19 protein-coding genes are annotated in these 16983 nt (G+C 46.6%); 8 read left to right on the top strand and 11 right to left on the bottom strand.

Annotated features, from left to right (window positions below; genetic code table 11):
- The first annotated feature begins 19 nt into the window (after window positions 1–19).
- Together BN1002_RS04865 and BN1002_RS04860 are read left to right on the top strand one after the other, a co-directional pair.
- Complete coding sequence (locus tag BN1002_RS04865; RefSeq protein WP_048823892.1) at window positions 20–313, top strand: hypothetical protein; 294 nt, start codon at window positions 20–22, stop codon at window positions 311–313.
- Between the two features lie 646 nt (window positions 314–959).
- Window positions 960–1460 (top strand): DoxX family protein, encoded by a 501-nt coding sequence (locus BN1002_RS04860; RefSeq protein ID WP_048823891.1) that lies wholly within the window; start codon window positions 960–962, stop codon window positions 1458–1460.
- Window positions 1461–1531: 71 nt separating this feature from the next.
- Here BN1002_RS04860 and BN1002_RS23580 read toward each other — a convergent pair whose 3' ends face one another.
- Window positions 1532–1690 carry a hypothetical protein gene (locus tag BN1002_RS23580; RefSeq protein ID WP_156129695.1) on the bottom strand — a complete coding sequence of 53 codons (159 nt, stop codon included), beginning with the start codon at window positions 1688–1690 and terminating at the stop codon, window positions 1532–1534.
- 287 nt (window positions 1691–1977) lie between these two features.
- Between BN1002_RS23580 and BN1002_RS04855 the strand changes: the two genes are divergently transcribed.
- On the top strand, window positions 1978–2478 hold the full coding sequence (locus BN1002_RS04855) for a DoxX family protein (protein ID WP_048823890.1): 501 nt from the start codon (window positions 1978–1980) through the stop codon (window positions 2476–2478).
- A 121-nt stretch (window positions 2479–2599) separates the two neighbouring features.
- On the opposite strand, the gene lepB is transcribed toward BN1002_RS04855, so the two are convergent.
- The gene (gene lepB, locus BN1002_RS04850) at window positions 2600–3103 is read right to left on the bottom strand and encodes a signal peptidase I (RefSeq protein WP_048827741.1); all 504 of its coding nucleotides are present in this window, start codon (window positions 3101–3103) and stop codon (window positions 2600–2602) included.
- A 122-nt stretch (window positions 3104–3225) separates the two neighbouring features.
- Window positions 3226–3807 carry a GNAT family N-acetyltransferase gene (locus tag BN1002_RS04845; RefSeq protein ID WP_048823889.1) on the bottom strand — a complete coding sequence of 194 codons (582 nt, stop codon included), beginning with the start codon at window positions 3805–3807 and terminating at the stop codon, window positions 3226–3228.
- Window positions 3808–3947: 140 nt separating this feature from the next.
- Between BN1002_RS04845 and BN1002_RS04840 the strand changes: the two genes are divergently transcribed.
- A complete protein-coding gene (locus BN1002_RS04840) occupies window positions 3948–5372 on the top strand; it encodes a S8 family peptidase (protein ID WP_082036134.1) in 1425 nt (474 codons plus the stop codon).
- Between the two features lie 228 nt (window positions 5373–5600).
- On the top strand, window positions 5601–5999 hold the full coding sequence (locus BN1002_RS04835) for a cytochrome-c oxidase (RefSeq protein WP_331386295.1): 399 nt from the start codon (window positions 5601–5603) through the stop codon (window positions 5997–5999).
- A 127-nt stretch (window positions 6000–6126) separates the two neighbouring features.
- Here the strand turns inward: BN1002_RS04835 and BN1002_RS04830 are convergent, their stop codons facing one another.
- The 3 genes from BN1002_RS04830 to BN1002_RS04820 all read right to left on the bottom strand — a co-directional run bounded on the left by BN1002_RS04830 (window position 6127) and on the right by BN1002_RS04820 (window position 9456).
- The gene (locus BN1002_RS04830; protein WP_048823888.1) at window positions 6127–7350 is read right to left on the bottom strand and encodes an MFS transporter; all 1224 of its coding nucleotides are present in this window, start codon (window positions 7348–7350) and stop codon (window positions 6127–6129) included.
- Window positions 7351–7841: 491 nt separating this feature from the next.
- Entirely contained in the window at window positions 7842–8339 is a 498-nt protein-coding gene (locus BN1002_RS04825) for a cupin domain-containing protein (protein WP_048823887.1), read from the bottom strand.
- Between the two features lie 400 nt (window positions 8340–8739).
- Window positions 8740–9456 carry a nucleotidyltransferase domain-containing protein gene (locus BN1002_RS04820; protein WP_048823886.1) on the bottom strand — a complete coding sequence of 239 codons (717 nt, stop codon included), beginning with the start codon at window positions 9454–9456 and terminating at the stop codon, window positions 8740–8742.
- A 173-nt stretch (window positions 9457–9629) separates the two neighbouring features.
- Between BN1002_RS04820 and BN1002_RS04815 the strand changes: the two genes are divergently transcribed.
- Complete coding sequence (locus BN1002_RS04815) at window positions 9630–9947, top strand: hypothetical protein (RefSeq protein ID WP_048823884.1); 318 nt, start codon at window positions 9630–9632, stop codon at window positions 9945–9947.
- A gap of 253 nt (window positions 9948–10200) precedes the next feature.
- Here the strand turns inward: BN1002_RS04815 and BN1002_RS04810 are convergent, their stop codons facing one another.
- Window positions 10201–11451 carry an MFS transporter gene (locus BN1002_RS04810; RefSeq protein WP_048823882.1) on the bottom strand — a complete coding sequence of 417 codons (1251 nt, stop codon included), beginning with the start codon at window positions 11449–11451 and terminating at the stop codon, window positions 10201–10203.
- A 198-nt stretch (window positions 11452–11649) separates the two neighbouring features.
- Between BN1002_RS04810 and BN1002_RS04805 the strand changes: the two genes are divergently transcribed.
- Complete coding sequence (locus BN1002_RS04805) at window positions 11650–12072, top strand: MarR family winged helix-turn-helix transcriptional regulator (RefSeq protein ID WP_048823880.1); 423 nt, start codon at window positions 11650–11652, stop codon at window positions 12070–12072.
- Between the two features lie 77 nt (window positions 12073–12149).
- Here BN1002_RS04805 and BN1002_RS04800 read toward each other — a convergent pair whose 3' ends face one another.
- From BN1002_RS04800 to BN1002_RS04790, 3 genes are all read right to left on the bottom strand, one after another.
- Window positions 12150–12998 carry a DUF2785 domain-containing protein gene (locus tag BN1002_RS04800; protein WP_048823878.1) on the bottom strand — a complete coding sequence of 283 codons (849 nt, stop codon included), beginning with the start codon at window positions 12996–12998 and terminating at the stop codon, window positions 12150–12152.
- A 100-nt stretch (window positions 12999–13098) separates the two neighbouring features.
- Window positions 13099–15474, bottom strand: coding sequence for a M14 family zinc carboxypeptidase (locus tag BN1002_RS04795; RefSeq protein ID WP_048823877.1), 2376 nt, complete (start codon window positions 15472–15474; stop codon window positions 13099–13101).
- A gap of 258 nt (window positions 15475–15732) precedes the next feature.
- Complete coding sequence (locus BN1002_RS04790) at window positions 15733–16161, bottom strand: RDD family protein (protein WP_048823876.1); 429 nt, start codon at window positions 16159–16161, stop codon at window positions 15733–15735.
- A gap of 156 nt (window positions 16162–16317) precedes the next feature.
- On the opposite strand from BN1002_RS04790, the gene BN1002_RS04785 reads away from it, so the two are divergent.
- Window positions 16318–16533 (top strand): WYL domain-containing protein, encoded by a 216-nt coding sequence (locus BN1002_RS04785; RefSeq protein WP_048823875.1) that lies wholly within the window; start codon window positions 16318–16320, stop codon window positions 16531–16533.
- Between the two features lie 146 nt (window positions 16534–16679).
- Here BN1002_RS04785 and BN1002_RS04780 read toward each other — a convergent pair whose 3' ends face one another.
- Window positions 16680–16946: a DUF3949 domain-containing protein gene (locus BN1002_RS04780; RefSeq protein ID WP_048823873.1), complete on the bottom strand. Its 267-nt coding sequence runs from the start codon at window positions 16944–16946 to the stop codon at window positions 16680–16682.
- Between the last annotated feature and the right edge of the window lie 37 nt (window positions 16947–16983).

Raw genomic sequence — 16983 nt, 5'->3', positions numbered from 1 at the left:
TAGGGTTTAGGATTATAGCATGGTTTACTTTGCTTTTGGAGGCAATATAAAAAATCTAATCACAGCTGTCACCTTTTCAGCATTACTGCACTTTATTTATTTCTCAGGCATGTTTTTGATAGGATACTTCCAGACAACGAGTTATACCCCTGATATTGACGGCCAATGGGAAAACGTCACCTATCTCCAAAATGAAGTTGTATTTGGCACGACCGGTTCTCCCTTATTTTATTTGTTCACGTTGATTGGGGTTTCTTTCGCTGTTTGGGTGGCCCTGTTATTACATAAGCGGCTCGCCGGAAAAAATAATTAATTTTTTTTGCAAAAAAGGTTTTAAAAATGTTTCATGCGGGTAAGAAAGTAATGTAGCGTCGCAGGACAGGGATAACCGGGAATGTGATGGTTAATGGTAACAGTACATTGACTAGTGTTAATGTGGATCGGTTATCAGGTTGTCAGTGTGGACGCCTACTTTGGAGAAAGATTTGCTTTCTCGGGCGGCGGGTTTGTGGCCGCGGGGCGAAGTGTTTGAAGTCGCCCATGGTATATTTAGCAGTAGCTGCTAAATTGAGGCAGGGTATGACTGCTGAATAGGGCAAGTCTGCTCCTCATATTCCCTAGAGTGGGAATGGAGAAAGCCTATACCAGGGGGTAGAGGCTTTTTTCATGTGCAAAATGAACCTTGTATTTTGAATAAATCAAGTTTGCCGCAATCGGACGATGATTGCGGCTTTTAATTATTTCGGCAGTTTGAAGAATTGGTTAGGATTTTCTTATCGGTTCGGATTCGCTTGTAACTCGAAACCACCACCTCTGTTGTGACCATTGTCACACTTCCGCCAAGAAGCTTTGTCTAATTATTGAATATACTGGAAATCCCCTACCGCAATGTTGTTAATCGATTTATGATAACAGTGTAATCATCATATTAAAATTAATAACGAAAAGGGGAATGTTCCATGTTTAACTCTTTCTTAAGAAAAAATGATATTGCCGCCGTCCTTCTTACGATTCTTCGTTTCTATCTCGGATATGCCTGGCTGACTGCCGGCTACCACAAACTGACTGGAGGCTTTGATGCTGCCGGCTTCTTGAAAGGAGCAGCAGCCAATCCTGTGCAAGGACCGGATGGAATTGTCTACGGCTGGTATGTTGAGTTCCTGAACGCTTTCGCCATCCCGAATGTCGAACTGTTCAATGTCCTGATTCCTTGGGGTGAATTCCTTGTCGGCCTTGGCTTGATCCTTGGCTGCCTGACTAGCGCGGCCATGTTCTTCGGACTTGTGATGAACTTCAGCTTCATGCTTGCCGGTACTGTGAGCCATAACCCGACTGACATTCTGATGGGCTTCATCATCCTGGTCGCGGGCGCCAACGCAGGTAAATACGGTCTTGACCGCTACGTCCTTCCATTCATCAACAAAACAGTGCTCAAAAAAGAAAAGCAATTCCAACAGTAATCATATGTAGAAACATTGGTCCCCTTCACGCAGGTGAAGGGGGCTTTTTATTTTTAAGACTCGGTTATCCTTTATTGCTGATTGCTGATTTCCACTCCGGGGACATGCTTTCCGCGGGGCGAAGCATCTACCTGAACCAACTTCATGAGAAACATCCATGAATTCGCTTCGTGCAGCTTTGCGACGAGCTGAAGGTTCGCTTCCCCGAATAGTCTGTGGCGCAGGAGCATTCTTTATGGAGCCTCCTCGGCGTCATAGACGCCTGTGGGGTCTCCACGTGCCGCTTCATCCCGCCGGAGTCAGTCCCCTCCGTTCCAATCAACTTCATTGAAAATCAACACTCACGATTAACTGAGCCATTTTTAAAAATCTAGTTGTGACCATTGTCACAGTTTTGCCAAGAAGCTTTGTCTAATTATTGAATATACTGGAAATCCCCTACCGTAATATTGGAAACCGGATTATGATAACAGTGTAAACAACGTATTTAAATTCAAAACGAAAAGGGGAATTATTCATGTTTAACAAATTCTTAAGAGAAAACAAAGTTGCTGCCGCTCTTCTTGCCGTCCTTCGGATCTATCTCGGGTATGCCTGGCTGACTGCCGGCTACCACAAAATCACTGGAGGATTTGACGCTGCCGGCTTCCTGAAAGGCGCCGCAGCCAACCCGGTCGCCGGTCCGGACGGAATCGTCTATGGCTGGTATGTTAACTTCCTGAACGCCTTCGCCATTCCGAATGTCGAACTGTTCAATGTCCTGATTCCTTGGGGTGAATTCCTTGTCGGCCTTGGCCTGATTCTCGGCTGCCTCACTAGCGCGGCTATGTTCTTCGGACTTGTGATGAACTTCAGCTTCATGCTTGCCGGTACTGTGAGCCATAACCCGACTGACATCCTGATGGGCTTCATCATCCTGGTCGCAGGCGCTAACGCAGGTAAATACGGTCTTGACCGCTACGTCCTTCCGTTCATCAACAAGACAGTGTTCAAAAAAGCACCGCAGACACAAGAGTAAGGACCGGGTTCTGCACCCGGCTCCCATAACGAAAACGGGCCCTCCGCTTCAGCGGCAGGACCCGTTTTTATTTACTTTTGCACGGATATTCATAATTTGTTTAAATCAACAGCTTCGATCATTACTCTACTGTCCGGATATCTGAAAAGGGAAAGAAGACAAATTCACTTTTTCCAATGACGGCCGACTCCTTGATAAGTCCAAGGCCATTGCGGCTGTCCATGCTTTTCAGTCGGTTGTCACCCATGACGAACAGCGACCCTTTTGGGACGGTTAAAGGTCCAAAGTCCCCTGTCAGCTTGCCGCCGAGAAGCCTTGCCTCCTTCAGATTTTCAGAAAGATAAGGTTCTTTTATTTGTTTCCCATTTATAAATAATTGATCATTTTTCACTTCAACTGAGTCTCCCGGAAAGCCGATAGCCCGCTTCACATAATTCTCCCCGGTACCTTTGATGACAATGATGTCCCCTCTCTGGACGGAGCCCAGTTTGTTGACGAATATTTTCTCGTGATCATGAAGAGTCGGTTCCATCGACGCTCCATCGACTATATAAGGCGAGAATAAAAAGGCCCGGATTGCCAGCGCGATAATAAGAGCAATTAAAAACGACTTTCCCCAGCTCATAACTTCCTTTTTCGTTTCGATCAAAACAAACACCCGCTTCCTTTAAGGGATTATCTTGTCTGCACTTATATTCTACACTTTGTCTGCGGCTTCCTCTATCATTTTATGCCGGGCGGGGTTATTTAATTTGCAGCTGGCACAGCTTCACCATTTTGCCTAGCCTGAGCCTCTATGAATGATTTTTTTAATATCGAATAACTATTTGTATCATGCGCAATTCCGTTTTGGCACATGTATTCCCTTAAAAGCCCTTCCTTTTCAAAGCCGGCTTTATGCAAAAGTCTGTTTGAAGCCTCGTTTTCGGGGAAAACGACTGCTCCGATGCGGTTTAAGTCAAGCGCTTCGAAGCCATAGGAAAGTACTTTTGCCAATGCCTCCGAAACATATCCCTTTCGCCAATGCTCCGGATGAAGCTCATAGCCTATTTCTGCCCGTTTGTTTTTGGGGTTCCAGGAATTGAAGCCGATTGTACCTATGAGGCCGGCTTCCCCCTTCCTTTCAATCCCCCAGCGAATGCCGACTTTTTCTTCATATCTTCTTGAAAACAGCTCAATCAGGTTTTCAGCCTGCAATAAGCCATCCATCGTTTCCATTCCATAAAAGCGGGTTACCTCTTCACTTGAAAAGCAAGCGAAAAGAGCTTCCGCGTCGTCACTTCTAATTTCCCTCAGTAAAAGCCTGTCAGTCTCTAATTGTGGAAACATAGATTTTCCCCCTTTTCCTCTTCGTTAATAACATTCTGCTTTAAGTAACAAATTCCTTTAAATGCTTCCCATTAATTTCCGCCGTTATTTTCGGCGGTTCGTTTGCACCCTATAGGTATAAGAGAGTTTTGTTTGGGGTGATGTTGGTGTTAAAAAGGTTTTTGGTTGCCGGCGGAATTGTGGTTGTTGCCATGTTGGCGGGCGGCGTGTTGTTTTTGGATGATGGGGACACAGGCAGGCAGCGGACGTCGCGGGTACAGATGACGGAGGGGCTGCGGCATTTGCATGAGCGGGACGGCCATCTGCTGCGAATTACGGAATTGGATAACGTCTGGAATGGCGGGGAAACGAGGAGATTGCTCGAAAAGCACCCGAAAATTGACTGGATTTATCATAATGACCGGGATGCGAGCCATTTTGTCAAAGATGAGGCTGTCGTTGATTTCATGGGCCATCCTTCTGTGGAGGAGCTTTCGAGGATCAAGCGGGAAATTAATGGGGAACTGCTGAATCATTTCAACTCCACCTATATTTTCAAGTCGAATTCATTAAATACCAAACAGTTGATCGATTATTTTGGCAAAAGAAAAGACGTCGAGTTCGCGGAGCGGCATTATATTCTGATGCAGAACGCCCTTCCCATGCCTAATGATGTGTTTTACCGTGAACAGTACCAATGGAATCTCCCCGCGATTGGCACGGAGAATGGCTGGTCGATTTCGCGCGGCTCCAAGGATATAACGATCGCTCTTGTCGATACAGGAGTAGACCTTAACCATCCCGACTTAAAGAACAGGCTTGTCCGCGGCTATAATGTTCTAAAAGACAACAACAATCCCGATGACGATAATGGCCATGGTACCCATGTGGCAGGGATAATTGCTTCAGAGACGAATAATGGCCTTGGAGTCGCCGGGATTACATGGTTCAATAAAATCATGCCGGTCAAAGCAATGGGTAAAGACGGTTATGGAACAACATTTGATATTGCCAAGGGAATTTACTGGGCAACTGACAACGGCGCGAAGGTAATCAACCTTAGCCTTGGCAATTACCAGCCTTCCCGCGCTTTGAAGGAAGCGATTGATTACGCGCACAAGCGTGATGTGGTTATTGTAGCGGCAGCGGGCAACGACCATTCCCGACAGCCGACGTATCCCGCTTCCTATCCACAAGTGCTGGCCGTTTCCGCTGTCGACCATGACGGCGGGCTCGCGGAGTTTTCGAATTATGGCACCTATGTTGATGTGGCGGCACCGGGCGTTTATATTCCGAGCACCTATTTCCGCAGCCGATATGCCGCGCTGTCTGGAACATCAATGGCCTCCCCGCATGTCGCCGGCCTTGCAGGATTAATCCGTTCTGAAAATCCAAAGCTTTCAAACAGGCAGGTCGCAAGGATTATTAAAAAATCGGCGGCCGACACCGGCCTCAAAGGCCCGGACGCCCAATTCGGAAGCGGCATCATCGATGTGAACCGTGCTCTGCAGATGGCGCGCGATATGAAGAATCCGCCCCGCCGCCCGGGAGCAGCAAACCAGTTATTTGATTTGTTCAGACGATAATTTAATGCTAATTTCGAAAGCCCCCTTTTGGCGGGCTTTTTCTTTTTATTAGCTGGCTTCTTTTTTTATATGACTCAAGGAGGTATTTACTTTTGCAAAAATGGCCTCACGATTGGTTTTTGAGGCCATATGATATTAGCAGCTTTAAAAAGTTGGAATATTCATAATAATCTTGTTTCCAACGTATATTAATTACGTACCAATATTATGATTAAGGAGGTGTTTTTTGTGAAACTGGGAATCCTTTTTCTTAAACTCGCCGCTCTTTACTTTTTAATTGGCGTCGGGATGGGCATTGGCATGGAGATGGCCGGCGATCACAGCCTCATGGGCGCTCACGCCCACATTAACCTTGTTGGCTGGGCTTCAATGGGACTCTTTGGCGTTGTTTACGTCCTCTTCCCGAAAGCAGGCGAAACACTGCTCGCCAAACTTCATTTCTGGCTTTATAACATTTCATTGCCATTATTCATGCTCGGCCTTATCTTCCTGCTCCTAGGTAACGAATCACTCATGTTCCTGCTCATGATCTTCCCGAACCTTCTCGTCCTTTCCGTCCTCCTATTCGTCATCAACATCTTCAAAAATGTCAAAGCAGAAGAACTCAACCGCTACCTTGGCAGATAGCAAAGCAGGGCACCGCTAATTGGCCGAGGATTTGCGCATTGCTCAGAGCGTCATCTCTTCACTGAAATCGGCCAAATAAAAAAAGACGGGTGGGGGAACCCGTCTTTTTGGTTTGTATGTTTTTGGTTTAGCTTGGGACGCCTTGGGTTTTTTCGTTGAAATAAGCGCTTTTGGATGGTTTGATGATGGTTGTTAACAGTATGATTGAGAAAGCCGCTCCGACTACGGAAAATGCGATGCAGACGAATTGGACGGTGAACCATTCTGCCAGGAACCCCACTACAAGTGTCAGGCAAATCTGGATGAGGCCTTGGGCCATTTCAGCGACACTGGCGAATCTTCCCATCAAGTCAATCGGGACTTTATTTTGGAAAAATGTTGCATATCCTGCGGTCGCAAACGCCATAAAGAAGCCGAGAAACACGAACGACGCCGTCGCGGTAAAAAAGTCAACAGACGAATAAAAAGCGATATAGCCTACTGATTGAAGCAGCATCCCGCCGCCAAGATAATATTTCAGCGGGATTTTCTTCGCCGCCATCGCAGCGACAGATGATCCGGCCAGCGCGCCAACTCCCGTGATACTGACTATCAAACCATAATCCTGTGTCGATAGGGCAAGATGTTTTTTAATGAACGTTACTTCCTGCGGGTCAAGCGCGTAACCAATTAAGGTCGCTCCCTGGTACAGTAAATAAATGGCGATGAATAGCTGAGCGCCTTTAACAAAGTTTCTGACTGCCTTCCAATCCTGGACCAATGTTTCGAGCCGAATCCGCTCCCTTGCATCCTGATTCTCTTCATCGACATTAGGCAAAAGGTAAATAAAGAAAGCACAGATGATAAATGAAATGGCATTGATAATGATGCAGATGTCCGTTCCGGCCAACATGATGAGCGCTCCGGCAATCGCCGGTCCGAGCAGGAACGCGCCAGATGCTGTCATGCTCATGATCGAATTAAAGCGCTGGCGGTTTTCTTCAGGGACCAATTTTGCAATATAAACGGTCGAGCTAGGTCCGAAAAACGCTCCAGCCACGTTAATTAACAGCATAATAAAGTAAATAAGCCAAAGTGAATCCGTAAAAGGAATGATGATGACCAATAGTCCCCTGACTATGTCGGTTGCGATCATCAACTTCCGTTTGTTTACCCGGTCAATGACACTGCCCGACCAAGTGTTTGTGATTAACACCGCGATTGGCCTGATAATGTACAGGCCAGCGACTGCTGCAGCCGATCCGGTTAAATCCAGGACGGCAATATTCAGGGCAATCAAATAAATCCAGCTGCCTAAATATGAAACGCCAATCCCCGCCAATAACAGAATCGGGTTTTTCCATGAACTCATTCCCTCACCCTTTTCCTTCCATTTATCCCAGTGTATCACTTTTTCCCTTTTATTAAAAAGAATATTCAGACAGAAAAAGGACCCCTACAGAAAAAATTGCTAAATATTTCCCAAGCGAATGTGCGTTTGGTGAGAAGAACACACTCCCTTTAAATGGATATATTTCAATTAATTCGTCCCATTTATTGTGAAAGATTTGGAAATAACCTAAAAAGTTATCGATAAAACGAAAAAGTTATTGATATATGAAAAAATTTTGCGATACCTGCTGAAAAGTTGAGCGATAAAATGAACGGAACGAAATTATTTCCCATAACCACCAGCCACCCACTTAAAATGGATGGATCTTCATACATAAATGGGGGCAGCAGCCATTTCAGCCACAAAAAAAAGCCGCCGAAGCAGCTTTTCTTACATTTCCTTTACTGAATGGAAAGCATTTCCCATCCAACCTCACAATAACATTAAAATCTTGAAACACTATCCCACAATTATTCTGGAAGCTTCTCATAGGCCATGAGGCGGATGACTTCCTCGTGCTGAGGGTATTCGCGCAAAAGTTCTTCCTGCGTGAACATTTCAAAGTCCTTAAATTCAAATCCTGGCGATACCATGCAGCCAACAAGAGCAAACGCATTCTCCTGCAAAACAGATGAACCGAAAATCGTGTTTTTCGGGACAAGCAGCTGAAGCACTTCCCCCTTCTCGAGGTTCAAACCAAGGCGGACTTCCTCATACTCTCCATTTTCATGGATCATATGGACGGACAATGAATCGCCAGCATGGAAGTACCAAAGCTCATCCGACTGCAGCCGGTGGAGATGAGATATGTTCCCCGTGGTCATCAGGAAATAGATACTTGTATATAGCACCCTCTCCCGCCCCGGGACTTCTTCCCCGGATTTATAGGTCTGCCTGTAGAATCCTCCCTCAGGATGCGGTTCAAGTCCCAGCTGATTTATCCAGTATTCTGCACTGTGCTTTTCCATCAATATGCTCCTTCGACTGTCTAATTGTGAACAATTTTCCCAACCGTATTGGAACGGAGGGCTGTTTAGGCAAAATAAAATTCTGTACACGTTTCATTTTTGCTTCAATATTTTGCAAAAGTCAACCTATATAGGTTGAAGTAAAGATTAATACTCAAACGGGAACGTAGTGGTTGATTTCCACTCTGGGCATTTCGCTTTCCGCGGGGCGTCAGTGGAGCCTCCTCGTCGCGCCGCTCCTGCGGGGTCTCCCCTTGCCGCTCAATCCCGCAGGAGTCTTCATGCCTGAGCTCCAATCAACCAGCTTATTCAAATAAAATAGTTTAATTATTAAGTTCAACCTATATAAGTGCAAGTATTTTTTGGATGCAAAAAAAGTTTATTTTCCTCCAAGGCACTTTTAGATGTTTATTTTGCCCAAAGAAAAGCCTTCAAACATCCTGCCTCCATACGGCTTTAGGATTTCATCGACGATGTCGATAAGCAGATCCTTCGCACCGGTCCTGTAAAAGGCATCAAGTGCATTAATCAATCGCTCCGCGAACGGTTCATCATAGTGTTTTAAGGAACGGACGACCCATTTCGATGTCCCCTGCCATTTCCTATTCGTCCTCAGCACGAACTCAACCGCCAAGTCTGCGAGCGCATTGGCGATAAATAACTCTTCGCCCCTGTCATTGCAGCCGATAAAATCATCAAGCAAATCTGTAATGAAATATCGCTTTGTAATGATGGTGTCCTCGGGCCATTCGTCCGGACCCGCCTCCATCAGTTGCCTCGCTTCTTTCCGAATCGGGTCGAGCACTGCCTCTCCTTTCAAAACAATCCCTTCGGCAACCATTCGCGGCATCGTTGGCTTCGCATCCTCTTTATCCATTTCAAAAAAATGCCTGTAGGAAGTGAGATTATGGACAAACAACTCAATCGGCCATCCTTCATCCACCAGCGATTCCCGATAAGAGAATGGGATAGCCTCATCAAAAATGACGATGTCCAAATCCGAAGTTTCCGTCGCTTCCCCACGGACAACGCTGCCAGCCAATATGGCAGCTTCACAATCCGGATACCGTTTCGTAATAAATGCCTGTGCTGCCTCAAGCGGTTCGCGTCTCGCCATCTTGCCACCCCCACCGATTCCTCTAATAACTCCATAGTATAGAAACCCGCCTGTCCAGGGCAATAGGGAATCTTTATGTTCTTTAGCAAAAATAAAATGGAAAAACATGGTGACAAATCAGAATAAAAAAGTGTAAAATTACACTAAAATCATATACCATCTGAGGTGCTTAAATGAAAATAGCCGGGAAACTTCTTTTAGGCTTTATTACGATCATAAGTATTGTTTTTGGGTACGTACAATACAAATTCAAAACAACAGAAAGGGCAGTAATTGAATATTTAACAGTTCAGGAACAGCTTCCTAGGGATTCTTTTCACACCGAAGCGTTCATAGCTCATTTGCCTGGCTCCCTAAACTGGATGGTGTCTGTCAGGACTGAAGACGAAAGCAATGTGCACTATTACTATTTGAACGATGAAGGCAGGCTTGTTCTAGAATCGATTACTATTAACGGAACCGAGAACGTATTAAACAAAGTCCTAAATTAATTTATTCCGGGAAAAAAAAGCCCGGCGACTCTAAGTCGCTCGGGCTTTATCCATAGGCTCAATTAAAGGTGGAGGGTGACTTTCGATGAAATTGATTGGAACGGAGGGGACTGACTCCGGCGGGATGCAGCGGCACGTGGAGACCCCGCAGGCGTCTAGGACGCCGAGGAGGCTCCACGGTCCGCCCCGCGGAAAGCATGTCCCCGGAGTGAAAATCAACAATCAGGGATAACTTAGCCTATCCATCTATATATTAATGGCTGGCATACGCTTCATCGACATGCTTGACATGCTGATGGTTCGCAGCGATAAAAATGACCGACAACAGAACGAACCCAGCTCCGACAAAAAACGGCACACTTGGATTGAACCATTCGGCGAGTTTTCCAGCCAGGAACGGCGCGATGGCACCGCCGATGAACCGAAGGAAGCTGTAGGCCGCCGAGGCGGTTGCCCGCTCAACTGGCGCAGAGTTCATGACTGCGGTAGTGATAAGAGTATTGTTATTCCCAAGTAGCGCGCCTGCAAAAATGACCGAGGCGATGATGACCCATTGCGTCGAAGTCCAAATGCCCATCACCGCGAGAACAAGTGCGAACAACGACAGCATGAGGCACATCGCTTTCACAGTCCCAAACCATTTTTGCAAAAACGGCGCCGTAAAAACAGAGGTAATCGCAAGCAGGAGGCCCCAGCCAAGGAATACATATCCGATCCCGTGTTCATCCAACCCCATCACAAATGGCGCGAATGCTAGCAAAGTGAAAAAGCCGAAATTGTACAACGCCGCCCCGATTCCGAACACCAATAGAGCGCGGTGTTTTAAGGCACGAAATGGATCTTTGATTGAAGATTTCACTTTCGGCGCGTCAGGTTGTGACTTTGAGCCCGGCATGAGAGTGATCAAACCGATGAAGGCAATCACCATTAATGCGGCAACGCCGAAAAATGGCCCCCTCCAAGACATGCTGCCGAGCCAGCCGCCAAGCAGCGGACCGACTGAAATGCCTAGTCCGATGGCCGCTTCATACAGGATAATCGCCTTGGCGGTGCCGCTTTTTGAAAGAGAGACGATTGCGGCCAATGCAGTCGCAACGAACAAGGCATTGCCCAGCCCCCAGCCCCCGCGCAAGCCGACGAGCGCCCAAATATTATTTGAAAGACCGCCCATCCCGGAAAATACCGCGATGATGACAATCCCCGAAAGCAATGTCCATTTGATGCCAAGCCTTGAAGAAATCATCCCGGTAACCAGCATCGCAACGGCCATGACCGCATTATAGCTTGTAAAAAGCAAGGTGACCTGGCTTGGTGTCGCGTGAAGCTGCTCCCCGATGGCGACAAGAATCGGATCGACAAGGCCAAGCCCCATAAAAGCGATGATACAGGCAAAAAAGACCGCCCAGACTGCCTTTGGCTGGCTAAGTAGCGAGCCTTTTGATTTTTTAACTGCCTGAGCGTCCGCCACAGGAACAGCAGATCCCGTTTGTTCTAGTGTTGGCATATTCATTTCCCCTTTTTCTATGATGCAAATAAATTAGTTGTATTATGAAACCACATTATTGTATTATACAACTATTATAGGATTTGTCAATATGCCATGGAGAGTGAACGGTTCCCGATCCGGCCAGGAAAAATTTTAATATTAGGGTGCTTATGATACGATTAGTATTAGAAAGTAAGGAAAAGCGAGGATTTAGCCATGGAAGACAAAAGTTTGGAAATTATCGATCTCGAGCTGGCCCTCCTCATCCGGCGCATCACGTCCGCCAACCGGAAAATCGGCCATCTTGATCGTTCCGCCTACTTGATTTTGTACCGGATTCTTTCCGACGGACCGGCTGGGGTGAAGACTCTTGCAGAAGAATCTGACCTCGATATTTCGACTTTAAGCCGGCAGACGGCCGCTCTCGAGCAAAAAGGCTTTGTCGAGAGAATGCCCGATCCGCTTGACCGCAGGGCGTATTCCCTGCAAATAACCGAACTTGGCAAACAGGAATTTTTCGAGCACAGGAAACTGAGATTCGCTGCCCTGGCCGAGAATTTTAAAAGCTGGTCTGAAGAGGAACAAAGGCAATTCGCAAGCCTTTTGCAAAAATACAACCATCCTTTTAAAAAGAAATGAAGCGGAGTTTTTGCTAAAATGGAAAAAGGCTTATCTCTTAATATGGCGATAAGCCTTGAATTTTTTGCAAGGAGATTTTAAATTTTATCGTAGCTTTTTAGAATAGGTTCCCGCAACGCACTCATTACTGGCACGGTGCCGGATTTTATGTAAAGGCTTTTCAGGAAGTTCTTAGCGTTCGCGACTAAATTCCAATAGTGTTCTTCCCCTAATACCTCCCGGCTAATTTTTATTTTTTCGGGTGTATTTTTCAGTAATGCTACCACTTCGTTCTGATCAAGCCCTCTTTGCAGCATGGCCACGATTGGAACGACCACTCGTTCTTCCTCCTGGCGGATATAGACGGACTCGCTGACGAGCATTTTATCCCACAACACCTGTAGGAGGCCAGAAAAATCTTCACTGCCAACTTTTTGGTTTTTGACGAGTTCATCAATGGCGTCCGCCGCATGGGCGATGCTGTGCGCCCAACCTTTGCCGGGTACAAAGCCCCTTAAATCCCTCTCCGCCTGTATGTACTCTAGCAGACGTTCCTTCGCCGTTTCCACCATGCTTGCGGGCAAGATATCATCCTCCCCATCCTTATATAGGATCAGAGCGATCAGCAGGGATGTAAACGACCTGGTGAAAACTGTGTCCGTCCCCTTCTCACCGATCCCTTTAAAAAGGTATGACTCACTCAGGGATGACTCGAACAAATTGATTAACTGCTCCTCCTCCAATTGTCCCTCCAGAATCATTTTGCAAAAAGAACCGTAGATCAGCTTGTCCCTCAGCACGCTGTCAGCCGATCCGATATGTGCGAGCATCGATTTCACAATGTGCTGTTTCTGTTCCCCGACCACACTCGCCCCCGCTTTAACCTTTAGCAGGACTGTTTTCAGTTCTTCTTCCGTGAAAAGAATTTCATTTAAAAAAGTCATCATGCTCCTCCCCCCTTTTTTTTGCAAAAATGCTCCATTTACAATTCTATCAAAAAAACGGAGCGTGGCGAATTTGCCATACTCCGTTTAAATTGATTTTAAACTATTTCGTATAAATCGCATTTGAGAGGAGTCGGAATAGGTAATCGGTGTGGTCGCGGAATCCCGCTTCAAGACCGATCAGGGTAACGTCCTTCCCATCCTCTTTTACAATCAAAGGCTGTGACTGGACATCCGGGCGCCCTCTCCAGTGGCCGGCGAGGAAGTAATCCTGGCTGTTGTCAAATGTCGCAGCAACCTCATCATTGCCAACGACCGTATACCAGGCAGGTCGGTAGACGAAGCCAATGTCATCCTGGCCATACCCCGCTCCAAGTCCGGTGCCGCTGTAGTCGACCTTCACAATCCCGTTGCTGTTCCCGCCGCCGGTATTCACCACATTATCCGTCAAACCAAGCGTCTTTGTCGCACGGGATGCTCCCGCTCCGACTGCGATGTACTTCCCGCCGTTTTCAAGGAAACTGTTCAAGTTCGCTTTAAACGTCTGCAGCTGGGCGGCCTCTTGGAATCCAAACTCTTTATTGGCCGCGCTTAAATTGGTCGCGATCAGGCTTTCCGTCCCGCTGTAGACAAATACATTGAACCCGTCTAGCCCTTTTTCTGCGACTTCAACCGGCGATACTTCGGCAACATCAAAGCCAAGGCGCTTCAAAGCAAGTTTCGTCCCCGCATGGGACTGAGCCTTGCCCATTCCGCCGTCCTTCAGAATCGCTACCTTCAGGCTTTCCACTGCTGCGGCATTGGCCGGAATCTTCGCAGTGCGGATCTGCAAGCCGGATACCTTCACCTCTGCAAAAATTTCATTCGCTGCCGCGTCGGCGTAAAAATTACCCTCTGCGTCACGCTTCACCGTTACACCTTTTGCCAAAAGCTTATTGGCCAGCTCGACCGCTTTGACAGAGCTGTTTGGAATGAGGAATGGCCCTTTTCCGGAAACTGAGCCGTTCCCGCCGACATTGTTCACTTTCGAGGCTACCACTTCAACTTTTTCATGGACTGGATTAGCTTCAAATCCCCACAACTCTGGCAGGCTCCAGGCGGAAATATCGTACATTGCACCGATATCATTCGAAATGTCTTCCCCGTCCCAAAGCATTGTGTTCGCGAGGCCGGCTTTAGCCTGGTCCATTTTGACGAGATACGTCCCTTTCGCATAGGATTTCCCGCCCGCTGTAAATACCTTTGATGCCTGGACGACTTCGATGTCATTTTTGAGCAAATGGCTGACCGCCTTTACCGTCACGGTCGGATCCTTTTCATCCACTGGCAAAATATAAGCCTGCGGGAAATGGCCTTCCTTATGGTTCGGGTGCACGAAGTTGATGCCACGCTTGAAGATTTCAATCTGGTCTTTGATCATCTCTTCTTTATTTTCAGTGGCGAACTTCAGCGCGCCCATGATCGCGTCGTACATCCACTGGACACCGTCCTCATTATTGGTCGGAGCTTCAAGTGTGTGGCCATAAGCGCCATGGTACATCGCATACATCGGCGTAAAGATTGGCGGATAGTCGTCCCATCCGGCCGAGTCATCGCGCTGAGGGATATACGTCCCTTTCATATCCTGATAAAGCTTCCCTTCATAGGCGCCCTTATTGCCCATGATTTCCGCTTCCATCGCTTCAGCCTGTCCAAAAGCCCACTTCTGGTATAGATCGTATTCATAGTTTGGATTATGCGGCGGCGTGCACGGCTCAATCAGCCCCTGCAGGTTCGGCCCGTAATTTTTCACATAGCCGTGTGTATCAAGGAACACCATCGGATTCCATTCCTTCAGAAGGGCGACCGTTTCCTGCGTTTCAGGCTGCGACTGGGTAATGAAGTCGCGATTCAGGTCGATCCCTTCGCCGTTGAAACGAGTCGCATCCACCCTGCCGTCCGGATTCTGGACGACATTAAAAATCAAGATATTATTTTGCAAAATTTGCTTGGTAGTCTGGTCGTTTTGAGTCGCGAAGCGCTCAATCAACTGGATGACTGCATCACTCCCGATGAACTCAGTCCCATGAATAGAACCGTTGATCATCACAGGCACCTTGAAGTCGGGATTGGCCGCGATGAAATCCTGTGCCTTTTGTGGATTTTTAAACATCTGCTTCCTTAATGACTGGATTTTGCCGAACTTCCCCTGCGCTTCTGGATCGGCGATTGTTACAACATAGAGTGGATAACCTTTTGAGGAAGTCCCTTTTACCTCCACCTTCATCCTGTTGGACTGCTTGTTGATCTCCTCCAGCTTCTGGCCGATTTTCGAGAACTTCATAAAGTCATAGTTTTCACTGTTAAACTTGCTGCCATCCTGCTCCTCATTCACATTGACGTTGACCCATTTTACCTCGCCCGCCAATGCCCCCGACCATGGCACTGTCACAAGCAGGCTCGCTGCCAATAGGCTTGAAACCACCTTTTTCTTCTTCAATGTTACCCCTCCCGATTATGTATATTACATTCAATCGCATGTATAAATATACGATAGATAGTATTTTAATTACTTTTGCGCTGAAATACAATAGGTTTTTTTAACTAATCCGAATATTTTTAAATTAGGTATATTGGTCTCTATTTTCGGTATTTTTTGCAAAATAAAGGCTCTGTCCACGAAGTGCGGTTCAGCGCTTACTTATATCATATATTCATTTTTTGCCTAAAGGTCCTGCCCGTTCTATTCGTTCGTTTCTTAGGCTGGTTCATCATACCTTACATACGTGCCCCCAATAAAGTCATGAATCGCCCTTTTGTCCTCTCGAATCATTATCATGAACGCGCTGACAATGATGGAAATGCCGAATGTCACCCCGCCCACGATGTATTTCCCGACGACTTCGCGAAGCAGCATATCGACCAGATTTACCGGCCTGTCATCCTTGAACTTCCGGATCCGGATTTTAAAAATCCTTTTGCCAATCACATAACCGCCCCAGACCACAGGCGTGATTGTCGAATAAATCAGCGTAGCAATTTGCCACGGATAAGAGCTCGCCCACTCCAGTTTCATCTCTCCCGCGATCAAATACACAACGAGTCCTATGACCGACGATACAATAATTGAATCAAGAAACCCCGCTAAAAAACGTGTGCCAAAACCGGCCGGCTTGTGTATCTCCATCTAAACTCCCCCTTTACGAATTAATATTAACATAATTTTACAAGTATTCATTTATGGTAACTGTTTATTTTGCAAAAAATTTCTGATTTTCCAGGCAAAAGGGATGAATAAAGAACAGGTGTTCGTGTATAATAGGAATAGAAAGAAGGTGTTCAAATGAATGGAATGCTGCTCCGTTCGATGGAAGAAAACATGCCTCTTGAAGTCATTTACCTATCGCAGAAAAACGAACTGTCCCAGCGCAAAATGATTATCCGCGCCATCCGCGGAAACGATGTGTACGCCTATTGCCTTCTGCGCAACAAAATGCGGACGTTCAAACTCGAAAACATCCTGTCCGCCCGTCCGGATAAAACACGCCGCGCGGGTTGAATAATACTGCGAAGCGGATAGTTAGCCGTGGATAAAACCATCCCCCTATCCGCTTTAGAAACAAAAAATGCACCTTCAATCGCCAGGTATGTCTAACGATTGAAGGTGCAGTTCATTAGCTTGTGTCTCTTCTCTCGGGTCTTCCTTCAGGCCTGATTCTTATCTTTTCGATGCTTCAAATAATAAAGACCCTCTGCAAGCAGGTTCGAGCCCATAAACAGAAAATTCCCTTGGACATTAAAAGTCAGTTGCTGTTCTTCGAAGCTCATTCTTTCAACCATTTCGCTTTGGCTGATTCCTTTTCGCTCGTTTCGCCTTCTTCTTTCCTTCAATTGCTTTATATATTGATATTGAAATGGCAAAAATAGCAACGATAACAAAAGGTAAGCTGCCGGAACCCATAGAAAACGCAATTATATCATCCCCTCACCGCTATATTCCTGCCGAATC

It is taken from the genome of Bacillus sp. B-jedd, assembly GCF_000821085.1.
Lineage (GTDB): Bacteria > Bacillota > Bacilli > Bacillales > Cytobacillaceae > Bacillus_D.
The sequence above is the reverse complement of the archived record's forward strand: the minus strand, read 5'-3'. Positions and strand labels throughout refer to the sequence as shown.